15 protein-coding genes are annotated in these 19,832 nt (G+C 40.5%); 14 read left to right on the top strand and 1 reads right to left on the bottom strand.

Going from position 1 to position 19,832, the window contains the following annotated elements; genetic code table 11:
* Positions 1-67 precede the first annotated feature (67 nt).
* From H735_RS10540 to traN, 5 genes are all read left to right on the top strand, one after another.
* Positions 68-4,399 carry a hypothetical protein gene (locus tag H735_RS10540; RefSeq protein ID WP_020194617.1) on the top strand — a complete coding sequence of 1,444 codons (4,332 nt, stop codon included), beginning with the start codon at positions 68-70 and terminating at the stop codon, positions 4,397-4,399.
* A gap of 77 nt (positions 4,400-4,476) precedes the next feature.
* The gene (locus H735_RS10545; RefSeq protein ID WP_020194618.1) at positions 4,477-5,013 is read left to right on the top strand and encodes a S26 family signal peptidase; all 537 of its coding nucleotides are present in this window, start codon (positions 4,477-4,479) and stop codon (positions 5,011-5,013) included.
* Positions 5,000-6,430, top strand: a complete 1,431-nt coding sequence (locus H735_RS10550) for a TrbC family F-type conjugative pilus assembly protein (protein WP_020194619.1) — start codon at positions 5,000-5,002, stop codon at positions 6,428-6,430. Before H735_RS10545 ends, H735_RS10550 begins: the two co-directional genes overlap by 14 nt.
* A 255-nt stretch (positions 6,431-6,685) precedes the next feature.
* Positions 6,686-7,771, top strand: coding sequence for a TraU family protein (locus H735_RS10555; protein WP_020194622.1), 1,086 nt, complete (start codon positions 6,686-6,688; stop codon positions 7,769-7,771).
* A gap of 18 nt (positions 7,772-7,789) precedes the next feature.
* Entirely contained in the window at positions 7,790-12,544 is a 4,755-nt protein-coding gene (traN, locus tag H735_RS10565; protein ID WP_080641561.1) for a conjugal transfer protein TraN, read from the top strand.
* An 85-nt stretch (positions 12,545-12,629) separates the two neighbouring features.
* Here traN and H735_RS10570 read toward each other — a convergent pair whose 3' ends face one another.
* Entirely contained in the window at positions 12,630-13,676 is a 1,047-nt protein-coding gene (locus tag H735_RS10570; RefSeq protein WP_020194625.1) for a hypothetical protein, read from the bottom strand.
* Positions 13,677-14,017: 341 nt separating this feature from the next.
* Here H735_RS10570 and H735_RS10575 point away from each other — a divergent pair, with 341 nt between their 5' ends.
* From H735_RS10575 to H735_RS10605, 9 genes are all read left to right on the top strand, one after another.
* Positions 14,018-15,766: a 3'-5' exonuclease gene (locus tag H735_RS10575; protein ID WP_020194626.1), complete on the top strand. Its 1,749-nt coding sequence runs from the start codon at positions 14,018-14,020 to the stop codon at positions 15,764-15,766.
* 448 nt (positions 15,767-16,214) lie between these two features.
* A complete protein-coding gene (locus H735_RS10580; RefSeq protein ID WP_020194627.1) occupies positions 16,215-16,544 on the top strand; it encodes a hypothetical protein in 330 nt (109 codons plus the stop codon).
* A gap of 97 nt (positions 16,545-16,641) precedes the next feature.
* On the top strand, positions 16,642-16,965 hold the full coding sequence (locus H735_RS10585) for a hypothetical protein (RefSeq protein ID WP_020194628.1): 324 nt from the start codon (positions 16,642-16,644) through the stop codon (positions 16,963-16,965).
* A 123-nt stretch (positions 16,966-17,088) separates the two neighbouring features.
* Complete coding sequence (locus H735_RS30850) at positions 17,089-17,262, top strand: hypothetical protein (protein WP_020194629.1); 174 nt, start codon at positions 17,089-17,091, stop codon at positions 17,260-17,262.
* Positions 17,263-17,549: 287 nt separating this feature from the next.
* Entirely contained in the window at positions 17,550-17,921 is a 372-nt protein-coding gene (locus tag H735_RS10590; protein ID WP_020194630.1) for a hypothetical protein, read from the top strand.
* Between the two features lie 13 nt (positions 17,922-17,934).
* The gene (locus tag H735_RS10595; RefSeq protein ID WP_020194631.1) at positions 17,935-18,282 is read left to right on the top strand and encodes a hypothetical protein; all 348 of its coding nucleotides are present in this window, start codon (positions 17,935-17,937) and stop codon (positions 18,280-18,282) included.
* A 68-nt stretch (positions 18,283-18,350) separates the two neighbouring features.
* Positions 18,351-18,527, top strand: coding sequence for a hypothetical protein (locus tag H735_RS30855; RefSeq protein ID WP_020194632.1), 177 nt, complete (start codon positions 18,351-18,353; stop codon positions 18,525-18,527).
* Positions 18,528-18,540: 13 nt separating this feature from the next.
* Positions 18,541-18,837 (top strand): hypothetical protein, encoded by a 297-nt coding sequence (locus H735_RS10600; RefSeq protein WP_020194633.1) that lies wholly within the window; start codon positions 18,541-18,543, stop codon positions 18,835-18,837.
* Positions 18,838-18,931: 94 nt separating this feature from the next.
* Positions 18,932-19,156, top strand: a complete 225-nt coding sequence (locus H735_RS10605; protein WP_020194634.1) for a hypothetical protein — start codon at positions 18,932-18,934, stop codon at positions 19,154-19,156.
* Positions 19,157-19,832: the final 676 nt, after the last annotated feature.

Raw genomic sequence — 19,832 nt, forward strand, 5'->3', positions numbered from 1 at the left:
ATTATTTGATTGGTAACCCTCCCATAACTCAACTAACTGTCAGAAATGACAGGGAAGATGTACAAATATGGCTAAAAAGCAAGCGTTCCGCGCTAGTTCTATAGCCTGTGCAGTCACGCTCAGTTTGGCTTCAGTGCAATTAGCTAATGCGAAATCAGTGACGGTGACAGGTGAAATAGAAACAAAAGCGCCTGTGGTGGTAGCCACGATGCCAAAGACTCAGGTCGAAGCATTCGTGGAACCTGTCGAAATAACTTTATCTGAAGGAGATAATAGCGGTTGTACCCTTACTACTAGCGAAGACGACGCAAAGTCAGCGAAAAATGATGAAGAATTAGTATGTGCTTATGATGTGACTGCACCGTATAGCATGGTTAAGTCATCTAAAAAGGGTAATTCTCAATTTTTGCTATCTGGAATTTTGGGGAAAATAGGGGATACCTCAATTCCTGTTTCCTCTGTATTCTTTTCCGGATCAGCGAATACGCCGGTAGATATCCCCTCAGAGCCAGTTATTGTAAATGCAATTGCTCCAGTACCCTTGATAGTAAATAGTGTTGACTACCGAAGCAATTACAAAACAGGAAGTGGTGATACCTTTGAGATCAATACTCCTGATGCTGCTAAATCAGTCCGTATCGATGTAACAACTGACCTAAAAGATTATGACAGAAAAATTGTAGCTGAAGGCATAACTGAATGTCATATTCGAACTGGTATTGATAAGTCTTGTGAGTTGGATTTATCAGATCAGATTTTTGGTTCAGAAGACGACCGTTTCGGTGAAAAGACAATCAATCTTTACGCTGACGCAGATAACGAATACTTTTCTCAAAACAACCAAAAGGTAGTCCGTCCAATCACCATTAAATGGGATTCAAGATTGCCTGAATATTTTGGCTATGCCGATAGTTATTTAGTTCAGAATAATGACGATCAGATTGACTTGGGTGCAACTGTTGAAAAAGCCGAAAATGGTCAGATGGTTTTGGTTGTAAAAACACCGCACTACTCACGAACAGATGATTGGTGGAACCTCACAGCTAGAGCTAGAATCGTTCCTGATGAAGATGCATTTATTGAAGCTCCTGATGTGGATATAAATGGTACCAACTACAGATACTTATGGGAGACACGATCGACGCCGACAAGCTCTACCCTAAAGCCTGTTTCAACGGAGCAGGATGGCGAATACTATAAATTCTATTTTGATGCCTCTTATGAGGATGATGCAGCATATAATGTTACATTCACAGTTTCGGATGCTTTAGATAATTCAATCACGGTTGATAAGTACATTGAAATAGAAAACGTTGGTTACGAACATTTGTTCTTCATAAATAACCGACAGTACGATGCTAACATTGCTCGGATTTTCCCAGCATACTTCCCTCAGGATGTGGACTTTGCAATATTTAGTCGATTCAGAGATCTAACTGTCAAATCTGTAAAAGTTAATGGCACTTCTGTTACTTTTGAAGATGTAAATGGTGATGGTGTACATTACCAATTAACGACATTCCCTTCAGACCTCGCGTCAAACGAAGAGGCAACAGTCGAACTAACAGTTGTTGATGATTTAGGCCAAACGCATGTTGATACTGCTAAATTTATTATGCAGCCGTTTACAGCAGAACTTCGATACGATGAAGCGTACGATGACGTTCAAGAAATGTCTGTAGATTTGCGTCAGGAAGAATCTGGTAGTGGAACTCGTGAATGCGTATTCTATAACGATGCAGAAAGTGCCGCAGATGCATCTTTTGAATACTCAACGCAGCTACATTGCTACCTTGAGTTCCTAGACCTCGATGGCTCAATGGCTCCAACAGCTCTACTAAGAAAAGTTAACGTAGTTGGCCTTCCTGCTAAGGATAACAATAATCCTGCTTACAAGTACCGCGTTCACTTCTTGGATAAAAACGGTCTAACATCTGTAACAACGCCAAAAACGATGCAACTAACGTCGTTAGATGTACCAGAAATCGAACTATCGATTAAAAACGGCGAGATTATTGAAAACGATGCTAACCAAGCATTTGCTGTACCTGTTGCGGGCGGTAAAGTGGCCGAGGTTCGAGCATCAATGATCAATGCAGATGGAACCATTGTAGCCCAAAATCCATTTGGAGATGATATAACAGTAAATATCACTCAGTCAGGCTACTCAACATCATATGAGCCTCGTTCGTACTTCCGAGTGTATACAAATGCCGGTAAATTGTGGGAACAGGCATACCTAACAGTTAAAGCTGGTTATCGTCATGATAGTGCTCGTGACACGACAGAACAGATCTCGATGGTTTATGTACCGAACGACACAGTGAAAGCTTATATTGATCTTTCTACTGCAACTACGGTGAATACAGAAGACTTCAAGATGCCTGTTGGTATCGGTGTAATGAATAAAGACACTGATTCCTATGTGTACGACAAAGCTACTGATGGCGAATGGATGCTTCAACTTCAAAAACGTAATGAAGCTAAAGAGTATGTAAATATTGGCAATCCCGTTAAATTGCCTGAAAGCGGTAAATACACATTTAGCGTTGATACATCAGGTCTTACAGGAAGTCAGTCATACCGGTACCGTGTTGTAGCAACGGTGATATCTGGCTACGAAGGTTACAGTAGAACGATTGAAAGTAAGGCGATGACCCTCAAAGTTCAAAAGGGTGGTGCTGTAGACTTTACGTTGGAGACTAAGGCAACTGAAGGCACAAGACCATTTACTTATAAAGGCAAGGTTATTATGGATGCCAAAGCTGACAAAAAAGCTTGGGGTCATACTAACTGGTACATGAAAAAGGCTGACGCTCCAGATTGGACATTGCTTGAAGGGTTTAAAGGCCGTGCTATCAGCTATAAAGTAAATGACGCTGGTAATTACCTGTTCAAAGCTGAGGTAGTAAACCAATACACAGAAGCTAAATCATCAATAGTTACTGATAATATTCTGGTTTACCAAGTGCCATCATTTGAGTTAGTAACATACTCAAATGAGTTTACGGGCCTTACTAACGTAGCCAAGGTTGTTCCAGACGATGCCTCTAGAGCATATGATGTTCTTTGGAGTACAGATAACTGCGAAACATTTGTCCCTGGTAATTTGACGCATGAGTTTGTTGTTAATGAAGCAAGTAAGATAAAGGTCTGTGCTAAGGTGGCTTTCTCTGGAACTGAGCAGGCTGGTGAGTCCCGTTGGGAAATGGAGCGTGAGTCGGTTCGTATTAAAGATGCGGAACCAATTGAAGTGCGTTCCTACACTGATAAAACATCTGAGGTAGGCTTTGAAACTGAACTTGTAGCGAAAATATCAGTAGATAAAGATATTCGCCATAAGTTAGCAGCGTCTTGGTATGCACCAACAGGTGACAAAATCGATACCACAGTTGTAGAAGAAAGAGATGGACGGTTCACACTAACAGCTAAATACTTGGTAACTGACGCAGATTTGGCCGCAAATAGACAAACTAAACCTTTTTTCATTAAGGGTGAATTAGTTGGAGTGCCAAATAGCGAGTCCACAACTGAAGCTGTAATGGATGTGCTTACCTATGAATTCCCAGACTGGGATATCACGGTCAAGCAAGAATATCTGTATGCCCCAACGACAGTGACTGTATACGCAAATATGGTGAAAGAGCCAGAAGTTGAAATGACGTATGCGTTTGAATGGTTGAATCGTGATGGCGTTACTTTAACAGATACGCGAAACCGCGATACCAAAGGGCGTGCTTACTATAAAGTAACCGCTTCAGGTAACAACGAATTTGCAGTTCTTATTAAAGATGAACGTGGAAACGAAAAACTATTCACTGTATACTCTGTAGCTGAAACTCCAGATCCAGCAGAAGTAAAACTTAAAGTTCGCACAAGTAATGCAACAAACAGATATCCTGTGGACATCTCTATTCGTCCGTCTGTGATATACAATCACAAGAAAGATAGTGTTAAGCAGAGCTCTTGGTTCGTGAATGGAGAAAAGATTCTAACTGGTGAAGGTAGTGAAAAACTACTTTATACAGCAACGGAAGCAGGCGATTACACGTTTAAATTTGTTGCTGAATCCGAGCTCGGGGCAACGGATGAAATTTCGCAAACTATTACGGTAGTGCCTAACAAGCTTCCTACTTGTGAAATCACGTACAGAGAGAGATCGAGTTCTGTCCAGTTTACTGCGGACTGTGATGACGAAGACGGCGACGTTCGAAGTTATCAAATCGAAATCCCTGAACTTGATCTATCAGGTAGCACAAGGGACTATATCCTTGATGGTGACAAGCTTACAGGTCGCACACAAGTAACGGTTAGACTCACAGCTACTGACGATTCTGATGAATCTGTAACTGAAGAGCTAACTTACAACGTTCCTTCAAGTTTTAGTGATGCAAAATAAACTAACTGAATAGTTAGCCAAGGCCCTCGATTCTTCGGGGGCTTTTTTTATACAAATTTCAAAAAAGAGAGCAGTAAATGACTTCACTAGCTTTAAACGGAGAGCCGATTGGTTTTGTTAAGCCCAAAACCTCGGTACTCAAAAGACTTGTGACTTGCGCCGTGATAAGTCTATGCGCATACGGAGCCTTGTCTGCCTTCTTGACTCGTTACAAGGTTAATATTGATATCACGCCGCAACGATGCCTAAGTGCTTGGGTCTATCTTTTGGACACAAAGGACAAAGAAATCAAACCTGGCGATCTAATTTCAATTGAAGGTCATTACGGCATTCTACCGGATAAATATCGATACACTAAAATGGTAGGTGGTGTCGCGGGACAGAAAGTAACTTACGATGGTATGTATATTGAAAACAGTAATGGTTTCAAGAAATATGCACCACCAAATAAAGAGTATTACAAATTAAAGAAAGAGAGGAATCTGCCAACGGAGTGGAATCTTAAGGGGAATGAACTATTCCTCATGGGTGATACACAGTATTCACTCGATAGCCGCGTAGTTGGCTTGGCAGATGCTTCATATATCCTAGGAAAAGCGTATGTATTATTTTAAAGGTCCCTTCGTTTCTATGCTCAGTCTTGTTGTAGCTTGTGGTGCTATTGCGTCAGATGAGCCAACTCAAGTCGAGATTGAAGCGTTAAAAAGCACGCATAAGCAATTTGAAGGTTTAATGATAGACGGACAAAGTGCTTATGATGCAAGTAAACATTACCTAGAAGGAATATCGAAAGAACCGACTGAAACCCCTTTGAATGAAAAGTATCCTGGATCGGTAGTTTTTACTAAAGAAGACGCAAAGATGTTCCGTGAACAAGATAAGGTTGTCAAAGAACTTGTAAAGAAGGAAGAGCACCAGCCAGAATGGACCAGAGATGTTTCTGAATATGATGCATTGGTACAATCTATCGCGAATTCTGGCCGTTCAAAGGTGGAAAAAAGAATTGCCGCTCTATATCCGGACTCGAAAGATAAAGATCTAGAGTTGGTTAGAGGAAATTCTGGAAAGTCAGATCTTCTTAAAGACAATGAGGACCTATATTACTTCATTACCTCAGGAATGGACGAACAAAACATCATCGACGTGTTAGTTCAAGCTAAACGTGTTGGTGCAACAGTCGTGATTCGCGGAATGATTCCCAACACTCAGAGCATTATCGATACATCAAAATGGTTCATGACTTTATTTCAAAAGGCGAACATGAAAGTTCCGCCAAAGATTATCACTGATCCACGTTTGTTCAATGCTTACAACATTAAAATGGCTCCCGCCATGGTTTACATCCGCGGTGATGTAGAGGTTGTTGCTCAAGGTTCGGCGTCGCCAGAGTGGATCGTAGAAAAGGGTCGAGAGGAAAGTGGATATAAAGATCTTGGTAGTATCAGTCAGACTGTAGAAATTGTTGAAGAAGATATACTCGAATTACTTCAAAGAAAGTATGCTGAAATCGACTGGAAGAAGCAGAGAGAAATAGCAGTGAAAAACTATTTCGCTAAATTGACTTTTCCTTCATTACCAGTCCCTAAAGAAGATTCCGATTACGAACTAGATCCTCGAATTGTCTTTACTAAAGATGTTTATGCTGGAACTAAGCTAATGGCAAGAAAAGGCGATGTTGTTAATCCACTACTTGGATTTGACGGTGTTAAACATTCTTTGTTCATTATCGACCCAAGAGATGACCGCCAGAAAAGTCTAATTAAAGATAGATTATGGAAAGACAATAAGGGAAATCCTATTGTAATTGTTAGTCACTTAGATGCCGAAAAACAGTTCGAAGGTATCAGTGAATTGCAGCAGGAGTTAGATAGCCGTATATATATGATGCAGCCTGCGTATATAGATCGCTTCAAGATTACTAGCCTACCAATTCGAGTCGATATTATCGGCGGTAAAGGTATCTGGATTCATGAGTATGGCGTTGAGACCTTAGATCAAATCCACGAAAAAATTACAGGAGAGACAAAGTAATGGTAGCAGCATTCCAAGTACTAGTAGGCGTAGTGATCGGTGTATTTTTAGCAAGTAATAGCCCTGATGTAGCTGCCCATATACGTGAAGTAACTCTTACACTAGTTGACACTATACAAGGGATTATTCTATGACAATGAAAATCTTAATTGGTGTTGTAATTGGGGTTTTTATAGCCAGTCAAAACCCCGAACTAGCTGAAAGTATTCGACAAAATAGTCTACTTCTATTTTCAAAAGTTGGAGGCCACTTTTAATGTTGAAATCTGCTAAACAATGTTTGACCGCAATTGTCACGTTTGGACTGTTTTCGTTTCTATCTATAACACCTTCTTATGCTGGCATGGATTCTCAGTGTCCTGATAGTAAGTATTTTGAGGGGATGATGACGGATTTGTGCTGGTCATGCTCATTGCCGATAACTCTCTTTGGCATGACTGATCCGCCGGAGGGGGCAAATGAGGACTACTTATGTGCGTGCGATGATGCCCTTGGTATTCCTGCTCCTGGTTTCAGCGTAGGGTTTCGCCAACCAGACCAAATTATGGAGGTTAGTACAATCCCATACTGTTCTCCTACTTTGGGTGGCATTCAGCTGAATGACGATTATACCCATATAGGAACCTCGTCTGATAATAAAGCTGCCGACGCTCCTGTTCAAGATGGATCGCAAACGGGGGATCAGTCTCTAAAAATGGTCCAGTATCATTATAATTACATTGCGTCACCAGTACTAAAAATGATGAAAGTTCTTGCTGTATCTGAGTGTGATAAGTCACCAGGTGTTGTAGATCTTGATATATTGTTTATGTCGCCTTTGACAGTTGAGTGGTATGACGATCTAATGTCATTTCTGATAAATCCTGATGCTGTAGCATTCGCAAATCCTGTTGGACAGGCTCTATGTATTTATGACTGTGCTCAAATAATGGCAACTGGTGAAGGTAGTCTTAAACTTTGGCATTGCGCTGGTTGTGACGGTTCCCTTTACCCGTTGACAGGCAATATTACAGGTGCAGCTGATAATCCAATACAAGCTTCATCGTTGGTAACACAGAGGGCAATTGCAAAATCACACCGTTTGGGGTTAAGTCCTCAGACGATGGGAAAGGACGCAATGTGCGAGTATCTATACAACCCTACTATACCTAAATCACAGTATAAGGTTCAGTTAGCTTTTCCAGTAGCAGAGACAGAAGGAACATGCTGCCATCCACTAGGGGAAAACTATCTCAAGTATGGACTTGGTCGTATGGCTCCAGGCTCGGGGAAAGATACAACATTTGTGTATAACGTTTTCCGTTGGTCGGACTGCTGCATACCATTTTCATCACAACAATAAAGTGTAGTGAAATATACTATGAGAAAAACATTTAAACAGATAATAGTCACATATTTCAGTATGATGATTATGTTGCTTCAAGGAGTGAACTCTGTTTCTACCCCTTATAGAGCTCTTGGACTTGTAGTTCAAGCAACAAAGGTTATTAGTAACCCTTGGGCTTTGGGGTTAGGAGGCGGTGCTTCTATCGCTGCGTCAACGTTGTATGCGCCTGAAGTGAATGCAGCACCGTCTCTTTCGGCTCCAGAAACAAGTTGCCCTGATGGTTACTCACGAAGTGGAAGTCAATGTATCTTGAAAGAAACAACTCCAATTTTGGAAGGCTGTTCTACTTCAGGATATACACCTACAGATGTGTACATGTCCGCATTAGGAATTTATATTGACTCCTGTGTTAAATATTTTTCTCAGAAAGCTGCAGTACTATGTGCCACTAACGAAGAGTCAGGAGGTACAAATGGGCAGCAATGTCGAACAGTATCAAATCCATTAGGTTCTTCTGAAAATCCATATTGTCCTGCAGGTAAAACGCTATCGAATGGTAAATGCCGAGGAGCATGGTACACACCATCAACAAGTTCATATGTTTGTCCTGACCTTTGTAATGTGCCACTTAGTTCTCCAACTGCGAGTTGTCCTGCGTCAGAAGACCCAATAGAAAACATTGATCCGATTACAGCGAAATGTACTGCAAAAGGGGTAGCAGAGGGATATTGTTATTCAGGCGAAATTGTTCAATTAGATTTGCCTAACCTTGATTGGTCAATAGAAAGCCCAGTGGCACCAATGACAGCTAGTGACCCGGTTATGTGCTACCGGAGTGCGTATGAATCTGTAGTGCGTCAGTGTCCAACTCCAAATGCTTCTAACCCAAGCAACACGCAACCAGAATGGGAAACCCCAACCGGAACAGATTCTGAAAATCCAAATTACTATGATTCCGAATCAGGAGTAGTGACAACCTGTATAAGAACTTGGTATGAAGATTTGATCAACACGTGCGCAGACGGTTTAGCGTATGATGCAAATTTGGGAGCTTGTGTTAACGAAGCTTCTGTAACTTGCCCTTCAGGGTATTCATACAGCAATGGACAATGTATATCGCCTTCTGGCTCAGTCACTTGTACGAGTGATCGTACATACGATGAGGCCTCTGGAGCTTGTGTTTTAAACGTCGATGACCCTACATCTTTTGAAGGGGCGTATGCTATGGGGGCAGACTTTGGTTTTGCTGTTGGCGGTGTGCAAAAAACTAAAACTCAATCGGCTGACCAGAGTGGAAATGTGACCCTAGATATGGGGCTTCTTAATTCACAAGCGAACGCACAACTACAAAGTAATACAAATATTGGTAGTGTAAGTACGATCGGGGAAAATGACGCAACCAATAACTCATATGCTGATATATCCGGTACCTATTGGAATGAGTCAGCTCAAACGAAAGCCATAACTACAAACTACAATTCCTATCAAAGCTATCTAGGCGATACGAATAGGAATAAGACACCCAATCTGGCTGCAGAAGCATACGCAGTAGTGGACGACACCATAGATAAGAATCGTCCTTCTGGTATTGACCCGACAGAGGAATGGCTTACCTCAAGCCAAGACATTTATGAGAGTGTCGCAGATGGAACAAATACTTATTTTGGAGATTGTAGTACAGCCGCGACCACGAAGACTGTATTGGATACATCAAAGCAAGTTGTTACATATCAAACATGTAACAAGCCAGTAGTGTCAAATTACAACTCATGTCAGGTAAAAAGGAAAGTTACTGAGCCTAACCTTAAAATAATTGAAGGCGCTGACAACGCAAATGTCCAAATATTATCCCCAACACGGATTCGTCTAACTTTAGGGAAAGACGGAGATAACTATTTACATCAAAATCCAGGTGAAGCATGTTCAATATATGATAGTAACATTGTTCTAAAATTCGCTAATGACATTGATGTAAAAAGTGCTGTCTTATACAGAGCTGTTTACGATGATATCTTTGTGCTAAGTGCCGATGGTAATGAGATATACAGGGGCAAGGGTGGACCTTGGGCAAACAGTGGTTTCCCAACTACATCGACTGGATGCGAGCTAAGTACAAGCTGGGTGTTTGATGGTCAAAACGATGTAACCAGTCAATTTCAAACAGCAATACGTGATGACAGCGAAATTTCTTTTAACTATAAGGTTGGGGTTGCTGGTGATGGTGAAGCTTTTGCTTACGTAGATGTAGAATTTAACAAAGATATTTATACAGACTGGGAGTTCGAAAACATATATGAACCAGAAGGCTGTTTAGAAAAAATTCAGTCGAACTACTATACAACATCTGGTTGGGAGTGCGATTTAGGAATTGACCAAGATCGTACCATTGGTATGGAAGACTGGATCGAGTGGGATAATGTAAAGAACTGGAATATATCCAATGGTGGGTATGATGCAACTTCGACGCAAAATGGACCTTGGTCGGCATATGGTTCAGCAGATGATGTTGGTGAAATCTGGTTCGAAGGTAACATAACAATGCCAGGAAGTGATGATGACACCTTTGGTTTCATTGTCGGGTATCCAGAAACACCTATCTGGAATAAAGATCCAAAAAGTGATGATTATGTTCCCGGTGCTGCAGACGATGATAACAACCACTACTACATGATTCTGTGGACAGGTAATACTAAAAGCAATGGAGCTTGGCAGGGACTGCATATGGTCAAGTCCTATGCCAATTACCGTACATTAGAAGGCAGGTTCGGTGACTGGGGTATAAACTTTCCGGTGGATAAGTACGAAACTGATGCTTACGGGAACTCAGCGCTCGTAGTTGATAATATTTACTCAAATACCTCATTAAAGTGGGCAAACAATAAAAAATACAAGTTTGAAATACATCAAGATGAGTACGGATACTTCTATTTCATAGTCGATGGAACGAAATACATAGATTTCACCCCAACAGATCATGATATAAAGACAGGTCGATTTGCTTTTACATCCGTATCTCTACAATACGTTAAGCTTACTGGTCTAACGAAAAAATTTGACCTGAATATGCCAGCATTATTTGATGGCGATACGAACCCATCAATATGTATGGTAGCTCATGCTAAAGATGTTACATATGACCCGCTGAATGGTGGGAAAGTTGACGGGCTTTCTTATTCACAAATCAAGTCACTTCCAGATACGTGCACCGATTTAGCTAATAATGACGAACAATGCAGCTGGAGTGGTCGAGAATGTGTTGATGGTTACGAAAAAGATGATGGCAGTTGCTTATATGAGCAAAATACATATACCTGCGTTGATAACTCCAACGCTTGGGTAGAAGTACCTGTAGAATCAACTTGTCAGCAAATTCTTCCTTGCAGCGAAGGTGATGAATGTGATGTACGAACCTCAGGGGAAAATACTGATTTTGCAGAGGTAGTATCTCAATTAGCAGTAGTCAGCGAAATGAGAAACTACATGAATTGCGCCGATAACAGCGATGCTAATACATGCGAAGTATTCGTTGGCAAAAAGCGCTATTGCAGCTATGACCAGTTTGGTTTAATTGATTGTTGTGAGGAATTTAAAGGCCGAACTATTGATCTATTTCAAATGGCAACAAATATGATGTCACTAGCATCGTTTGCAGACTCTCAGTTCGGCATCTCAGAATCAATGGGTAATGCCATGTTTGGTACCGATGGTACCATTATCGGTGAAGGTGAAGGTGATGGCTGGGTACCAAATGACTGGTGGGGTGTCGCTGATACTGGTGCATGGAAATCGATCGAATCCGCTGGTGATACTTTTAGTACTCAATATGATGCTTTTACCAATGACCCATGGGGTTATGTTACGAGTCAAACAGCTGACACACATTCAAATCAACTAGATAATACTAAAGGTGATGATAGCGAACGGCCAACCCAAGAAAATGGTTCGGCTGGCGAAAACATGTGGGTAGACTACCTTACAGAGAAGCTAAAAAGTAAAATTAAAGCTGAGGTTATCAATTACGCTTCAAAATATATTGTTAATTTATTACCAGAAGCGATGAAAGCCGCAATTATTGAAGCCGGTAAGTCTATGGGTCTTGGTGCTGCATCTGGTGGGGCAGGGAGTACGACTGCAGCGTCAGTAGTTGCAGAAGGGATTGCGACGGTTGCTGTGGCAATGGCATGGATCGCAGCTGCTTATGCTGTCGTACAAATCGCTTTGGCTTTATATCAAAAGTTTAATGGATGTAAAGACGAAGAAATGGATATGCCGCAAGAGATCAAAGGGAAAAAATGTTTGTTTGCATATAAGCAAAGTTGTAACAAGAAATTTGGCATATGCATGAACAAACATAAGGATAAGTATTGCTGCTTTGAGTCTGTACTGTCCAGAATTATTGTATCTCAAGCTATACAGCAACCAGAGCCATTCGGAACGTCATATAGCCCGGCTCAATGGTATAACACCCAACAATGCCGCGGTCTTTCTATTGCTGAGGTTGCTTTAGTTGACTTTAGTATTATCGATCTGAGTGAATGGTACGAACTTGCGGTCCAAAGTGGAACTCTTCCAGATGGGCAAGATACCTTAGTTGAATGGACAAAAGACAATAGCTATGTAAACCCATATGGTCGAAACGATACAGCATCACTACAGGAACTACGCGACCAAAATGATGCGCAGACGACCTATAGGGAAGCTATAGACGCAGCTGATACTCTGAATTCAATTGAGTGTTCAGACTCTTCAAATTTACAGGGGTGCCAGACCGGGATTTTTGCTGACTAAGCACTAGCGTCATTCAAATGATATAGATATGAAGCAACAAGACCGCCACTAGGCGGTCTTGTTTAAAGTAATTCACGGAAATAAATCACAACTGACTACTACTAAAAACCTTTTCTTCATCGATTCTAATCAATGGGCTTTCTTGATATGACTTGATCTCGTCATTGAAATAGTGGTATTCACCGGTGTGTATATTCTTAAGTAATGGGTTTAGAGAAATTCGTCCTTCTCGGGCCATGTCTAACACAGCGTTCTTATCCATCTTGGATAGAATATTACTCTTATGGTACATGAATGACGGCATAAATACGTAAGAATTCGGGTTGTCAGACTTCAGGAACTCAACAGGAAAACCATCTGGTAGATAAATGATCTTGTAGCCATAGCTACCGTTGATAGCTAAAGGTACGGCATGTTTATTTGCAGGGTTGTTAAAGTTAACGAACAGTCGGTTTGTTAGTGCAGTCGAACAATATTCAAGCTCACTGTCTCCTAGCGCATCTAATGATTCGATATCTGAAGGGCAGTAGTCAACGTTAGACGGAATAATGAATTCTGGGCTGAACCAGCTAAAATGACCAGAGCGTTGTTCAACATCAGCAAAGACATGATCGACGGGGGTGCCAGCGAGATTATAAGCATCCTTTATCATCGTCATTGCATCAGCGGTTAGTTCATCAGCAACACCTACTACTTCAGCATGAAAATCTTCTTTTGGAGTTGATGAAGTGCTTTTCATGGGAGATAGTAGAATAAGCATGTTATTTCGGTAATGAGTAACCTGATCTCTACCTTGAGAGACTAAGAAGTTGTTTAATGCAAGCCAGGGACTTTGTGGGATAGCTAAAGCGGCACCAGCTGCATTTGCTAAAGTAGGATCTGTTTGTGTGAATTGGAATGCGTTAAAGTCATCAAGATTGTTCGAACCCTCAGGTTTAACTCGAGTGATACTGTATAAGAACTGTTGAGCGTCACTAAAACCTGTTTCCGGCATATCATCAGATAATGACTTAGTTTCCATGTACTCGGTATTATTTGCGGTAACACGATTGTACGAGCATCCAGAAAGCATTGAGACGGATACAGTGACAGATAGCATCGCAACGACGCTAAAATGAGAAATCTTTTTCATATGCTTAATTCATCCTAATTTCAAATTTCGTAATCCAATGGTTTAATATGTAATCGCTATATGTAAATAGTAACATTTGAACAAATACAGGCTCTGATCATATCGATAAATAAAGGGAATGGACAGGAACGGTAACAAATTTTGGTGCAAACACACGAATAAGATAAGTAGTCACCCAGAGTCTTATCCCTTCCTTAACATTACGGTCCGTTAATGTGATATTAAAACTATATTATTCAAATGCTTAAAGAGTGCTCGGCACTTGCGTAGCTTCTGATCTAATTGAAAGTTCAAAGAATACATGAGATTCTAGTTATGAACCCTTCTAAGCAAAATTAAAAATGAGTCTATTACCACAGCAGCAAGCAGTAGTCGATACTGAGGATCATTGCGCTTGTATCGCGCTGCCCGGCTCGGGCAAAAGTCATACATCAGTAGAATACATAGTTCAACGTATACAGGAGAATCCTTACGCCTTTGTTTGGGCCATCAGCTTTACCCGCAAAGCTGCCAAAGAATTACGGGAACGTCTGATTAGTAAGATGGGCCGAGATACTTATGACGCGCACGCACGTGTTTCAACATTCGACAGTACCTTTTTGGAGCAATTAAGAAAAGCTCTCGGCGGGGCTAAGATTGAACTGATAAACCCGGGAGAGCGTTACAACCTTGTAATGCGTGCTGTGAAATCTACCGGTCACACGAAAACCAAAATGGATGTGGCCCTGAGTGCCGTAGACCACTTTTCTGGTTTCATTGATATCCCTGAAGATGAAATTGACAAGAATCCTGATGGATACGACATATTTGTTAAATTTGATGAATTTAGACGGGAACGAAAAAAGTGGGATTTCCCATCAATTTGCCGAGCTGTAGTCAAGGGCCAGGAGAATGGAAATGTACCGAGGCTACCCGTATCGCACATCGTAGTTGACGAGTTTCAGGATTGTAACCAATCGCAGTTGAGGTGGTTGATGGCGTACGCGAATACTGACACAACCACATTGGTGGTGGGGGATGATGACCAGAGTATTTACAGTTTTCGTGGTAGTAATGGCTATGAAAACTTTATTCAATATAAAGAGAAATTCAATGCCATTACGCGTGTCCTGAATGTTTGCTTCAGGTGCAAACCACAGATACTCTTTGCTGGTCAGAGGCTGATTGAGAATAACAAGGATAGACTCGATAAAGATATGCAGTCTATCCATAACGAGGGTGGCAAGGTTGCAATTGTTCAGGCTACTAACTTTGAAGATGAGTTAGATAAGATACTAGAGAAGATAAAAGCTGACGAAGACCCTAGTAACTGGGCGGTGTTAGCGAGAACGAACCGTAAGCTATGGGAACTGATAGGCATGTTCCAGGACAACGGTATCCCCTATGTAACGAAAGAGGCAGACTCGCTATTAAGTTCACCTTTCTGTGATACCTATTACAAGATTCTCGAGATGTTTGTTAAACGTCAAAAGAAGAATGGTCCTGATATCCTTGCATGGATGGGTGCTAGTGATGCCGATATAGAAGATAGTAAAGAGTTTGGTGGTTTAAGTCGTAGGCATCTTATCGAAAACTACCAGTTGCCAGAAGGCAAAGTTGCCGCTACAACACCAGATGAGGTCCTATTTAGTACTATTGCCGAATTGCTTTCTTTTGACCATTCGATCGATGAGGGGCTGAAGGTGGTAAATCGAATGATCGAAGGGCAGGCCACACTAAAGAAAAGCGAAGTATCTATGCTTGGAACATTTTCAAAGATCGTACGAAAAAGCACAAGTTCATCATTTCGCGAAGCGGCAAAGACATTCATGCGTATCGTTGAGAAAGCTCAGAAGGGGAACGATAAGGATGATGAAGAAGAAGAAAAAAAAGGAGTTGAGCTCCTAACTCTCCATTCATCAAAAGGGCTTCAATGGAATAAGGTCTGGATCATGAATGTGGCAAAAGATGTTCTGCCCCCTAAGGGAAGTTCACGGCTAGAGATTGCAGAGGAAAGGAGATTGCTTTTTGTAGGGATGACACGTGCCATTGAAGAGCTTTACATCTCGTTTCCTCAGAATAAAAAATCCAGATTTCTTGATGAGTTCTAGAACTTCATGTAATATGATTGACAGTCACTTGATAGTGACTGTCTATTAAGGTCTTACCTAACTAGTTCTTGCCAACGGGAACGCCCCTGAACACAGGGTTCAAGTAAAATCGTTGCGCGGGCTTCCTAGTTGTACCCAAAAAAAACAAAATCAATATATACGTAAGCGTTCTCTAACGAGAGCTTTTAGGTATACCCCCCTTTTTATCTCTCAAGATACTTCGTCACACCGTGACATCATCTTACTGATAATAAGTAAATTTCTTAATGCTGCTCAAAGAGTTCGCACTTCGAAATTTAGTAGTATCCGCTATGGCCTGGAAATCTCAGTAACTAATGCACTGAAATAATCGCATTTACTATAAACAACAATTCAATAATCCAGAGGGATATACCTATGATATTCCTCACGGATGCCATAAGTATATTTCTCATCATGAGGAAAACTTATGCAAATCATAATCAACAATGAAGTTACAGATATCCGCATGGAAGAACTATATACTTTTAAATCTCACGATTTGATGGAGTTCTTTTCTAATAAACAAGGCGGAGTTTGGTATGAAAAGCAATTTTACAACAATATCTTGAAACCAACTCATAACAATGATGACGTTTCATCAGAAGATGTTGTGCTTGTAAATAATTGTTTCTTGGTCTCAGCTAAATTACTTTTTAAGCAATTAGGTTATTTAGACTCAGTCTTTCCATCCAACAAACTTTCATACCAGCGCAAAGATAAAATCCAGTTTGACCTTATTCGTCAAGCACAGCGCTAATCTGAAACTAACTCAAATCAAACCTTAACCGGGATGCTTACTAATTCCGCTTAAGGATAGGTATCCTTTAAGTATCTCAGCTTGGAGGCTGCTTACCATGACAAAGTTCGAAGTACTATTTGCACAGCTACAAACAGAGTACATACTCAACGGTACTGTAAACCCAATGAAAGTCACTTCTATCAAAGCGGTGATTGCTTCAAATCCGAATCAATTAATAATCAATGAACCATTTGACGACTTGACTATTAATGATGTATTTGGATTTTGGTTGGGAGCAGTTCTATCTGAAGAATCTTGGAAACGAGAAATGCAGGATACTGTAGTTACAAAAGAAGATATTGAGGCTATTGAACGAGAGATGAAACTTTCACGAGTTCCTTTGTTTGGGAAGGTGTTAGTGAACTTAACTCGTACTTAGCTATAAATATTTTTAGTGCACGGAACTAACCAACATTTATATGCTGAGGCATATTTTATGTTGGGGTTCCTCTTAAATCCATTCATAGAGTAGGTTTAAGAGGAACCCCAACGGAGATAAAACATGCAAGCATATTACGATTCTGGAACAAATACTCTTGAGTTAAATGGTCGTCACATCCAGTTAAACTCGCCACTGTTCGTTCTTGCAAGAAAAGAGCGTCTAGGGGCAATGGTTAGTAGTTGGCTGGCTAATTCAAATCTTACCCAAGGTCCTATTGAGGTTTTGGTGCGCTAACCTGGTGCTGAACCAGGTTTATACTTAAGCGCTTTCTTTGAGAGCTTTTAGGTATACCCCCCTTATTATCTCTTAAGATACAACGTCACACTGTGACATCATCTTTCTGATAATTAGTAAATCTCTTTTTACCGCTCATTGAGTTCGTAATTAGATATTTAGTAGATATTCACTATGGAAATGAAGACCCCTGTCAGCAGGCTAAAAAATTAATTCAACCCAAAAAGGGAACTACATGTATCCCCTTTGGGATGTAGTTCCTTCAAACTTTTTTAAAGGAGCTACTTATGAATTTATTCAATTTACAACTTGTTGCACTAGAAGGTGAAGGTTACTTCAAACGCTTCGATGTCAACGGCAAGTCTTATCAACTGAAAATATCACCAATTACTCGTTTAGGTACTAAAAGTCTAATTGAGCAAAGCGGTGCTGTTGAAGTTGAATTGACTGTTAAAAATGACAACTATCCAGCAGGTTTTGAATACTCAGATGTTGAGTTTAAGAAATCTATTGGCGGTCGTTTTCTTCATAAAGATCTAGCTGAAACGCTAGTTAAGATCTTGAAATCAGTTAATTACATTAAACCAGAACAATATCTAAACAATATCACCTGGAACGAAAATGGTTCACAACAGACTATTCATCGTATTTGTAAATAATTGGAGAACGAAAATGACTGAACTTAAATTTATCAACCCTTGGTCTGACACTAAAGGTTTTGTTGATCTAGGTACATGCAATGTTGATAACGGTTACTTTGAGCTTTACTGTTTTCCTGGCAAAGATGTTGAGATTTTTCACATCGGCGCACGCTATGGGGAAGACGGGGCTTATATAAGTTCTACCATCGTCAATCAGAATTTGAGAGACCCATTAACAGGAAAAGTTGTTTCTGAAATGGGGCATGTTTGCTATCACCATACTGGCCCAATCGCACACGCGCTTGAACATATGCTAAAGGCAAATCTGTTAACTCAAACAGTCTATGACAATACAGGAAATGTCATTGTTGAAATCTAGCCACTCCGAAGAGTTTTCTATCCTCATCGGGTAGCAGATCTCTTCTCTTGCTACGAAAGGTGCATACCATGAACAAACAAGAGAACCAACAATCAGTCAAAGACACCGCTATGGAGTTATTTGGCAAGGACATGACTCTATTTGAAATTGAATCAATGGCTGAGACTGGAAAGCTTGGAACAAAAGGATGGGATATTTACTCATTTTTTTCCGATCTGGTCGCTCGTAAACATCAATCAGCTTAATTAGGAGATTGTCATGATTACGAAAGAACAGTTAGCAGCTAAATTCGACAAATGTCAGGAATCTGCATGTAACGAAGGTCATCATACCGAAAAGCTTTTTTCAAATTCTGTAACAGCAAAGATAGACAAAGTTCTTTCTTCGCTCACAGTTGAAGAACGTGAATTGGCATTGGCCTTACTATCAGAGTCAGCACGCTGGGATTACTACCATGATTCTCACAATTACGATGAAAACCCCTTTAATGAAGATGGGTACTGTAAACACGGCCTCACATCAAACACTTGTCCATGTGGATGCGGTGAATACTAATCATCAACAAAACAACAAACCCGAAGAGGGCTTATCCCTCTTCTGGGATAGTCCTCTTTAAATTAAATCAAATAATTAAAAGAGGAGAAAAATTATGAACCATTACAAATACGTACTAGGTTACTACCTAGATAAACTAACTGCTTACTTAAAAAAATATACTGCCACAATCGCATACTTCCTTGAGAAAATCGGTGAAGCTGGTTTTACAGGTGCGTTTGTAACTGCTGCTTTGGACCACAAAATCACGCTTGCGCAAGTTGAATTGTTCGTAGCTGGTTTGGTTTTGGTAGCTGTCGCTAACAAGCTTAAAAAGTAGTATAATTTTAGTTAAGTAAACAATAAGGAGATTCCTATGCTTTTAGTACATATCGTTTTTGGTGTTGGCTTATTCATAGGACTACTGACGCTTTATGCGCCAAAGATAGAACAGTGGAATAAAAAACACTTACTATCTCATGAAAAAAAGTAAAAAAAGACAACGACAACACTGAATAGGTGATGTCGGAGTCTTCCCCTTCAAAAGCTGTGCTAGTGCACAAGTTATGTTGGGGTTTCTTTAAGCTTACTAAACCTAGTGACTTTAAAGAAACCCCAACTCCAACTATCAGTTATGATGGTTACCGCATTCACATTTTCCGCTTTTGGTGACAGTGCCTGGCTGTTTTACCAGGCAGTTAGCTAAGTTCTTTTTGATAAAGAGACTTTAGCTATCCATCCCCTTTCTATCTTCTAAGATACCCCGTCACATCGTGACATCATCTTACTGATAGGCAGTAAACTACATGAAAACGTTTGAAATATAGATTTTAAATGCTGATCATTTGGTTTTGCAGATATTCTACTGTGGAAATTGAAGACCGCTGTCTCTGGCAGGCTAAAGACTTCTATCTTTGATAGACAATTAAATATCCCTCTAGGGGCACGTCCTCTAGTTGGATGCTGTGCTTTCTGGGTTATTTAAAAAATATTTTTCATAATAAATAAAACAGGAG

This window comes from Vibrio owensii CAIM 1854 = LMG 25443, from assembly GCF_000817815.1.
Lineage (GTDB): Bacteria > Pseudomonadota > Gammaproteobacteria > Enterobacterales > Vibrionaceae > Vibrio > Vibrio owensii.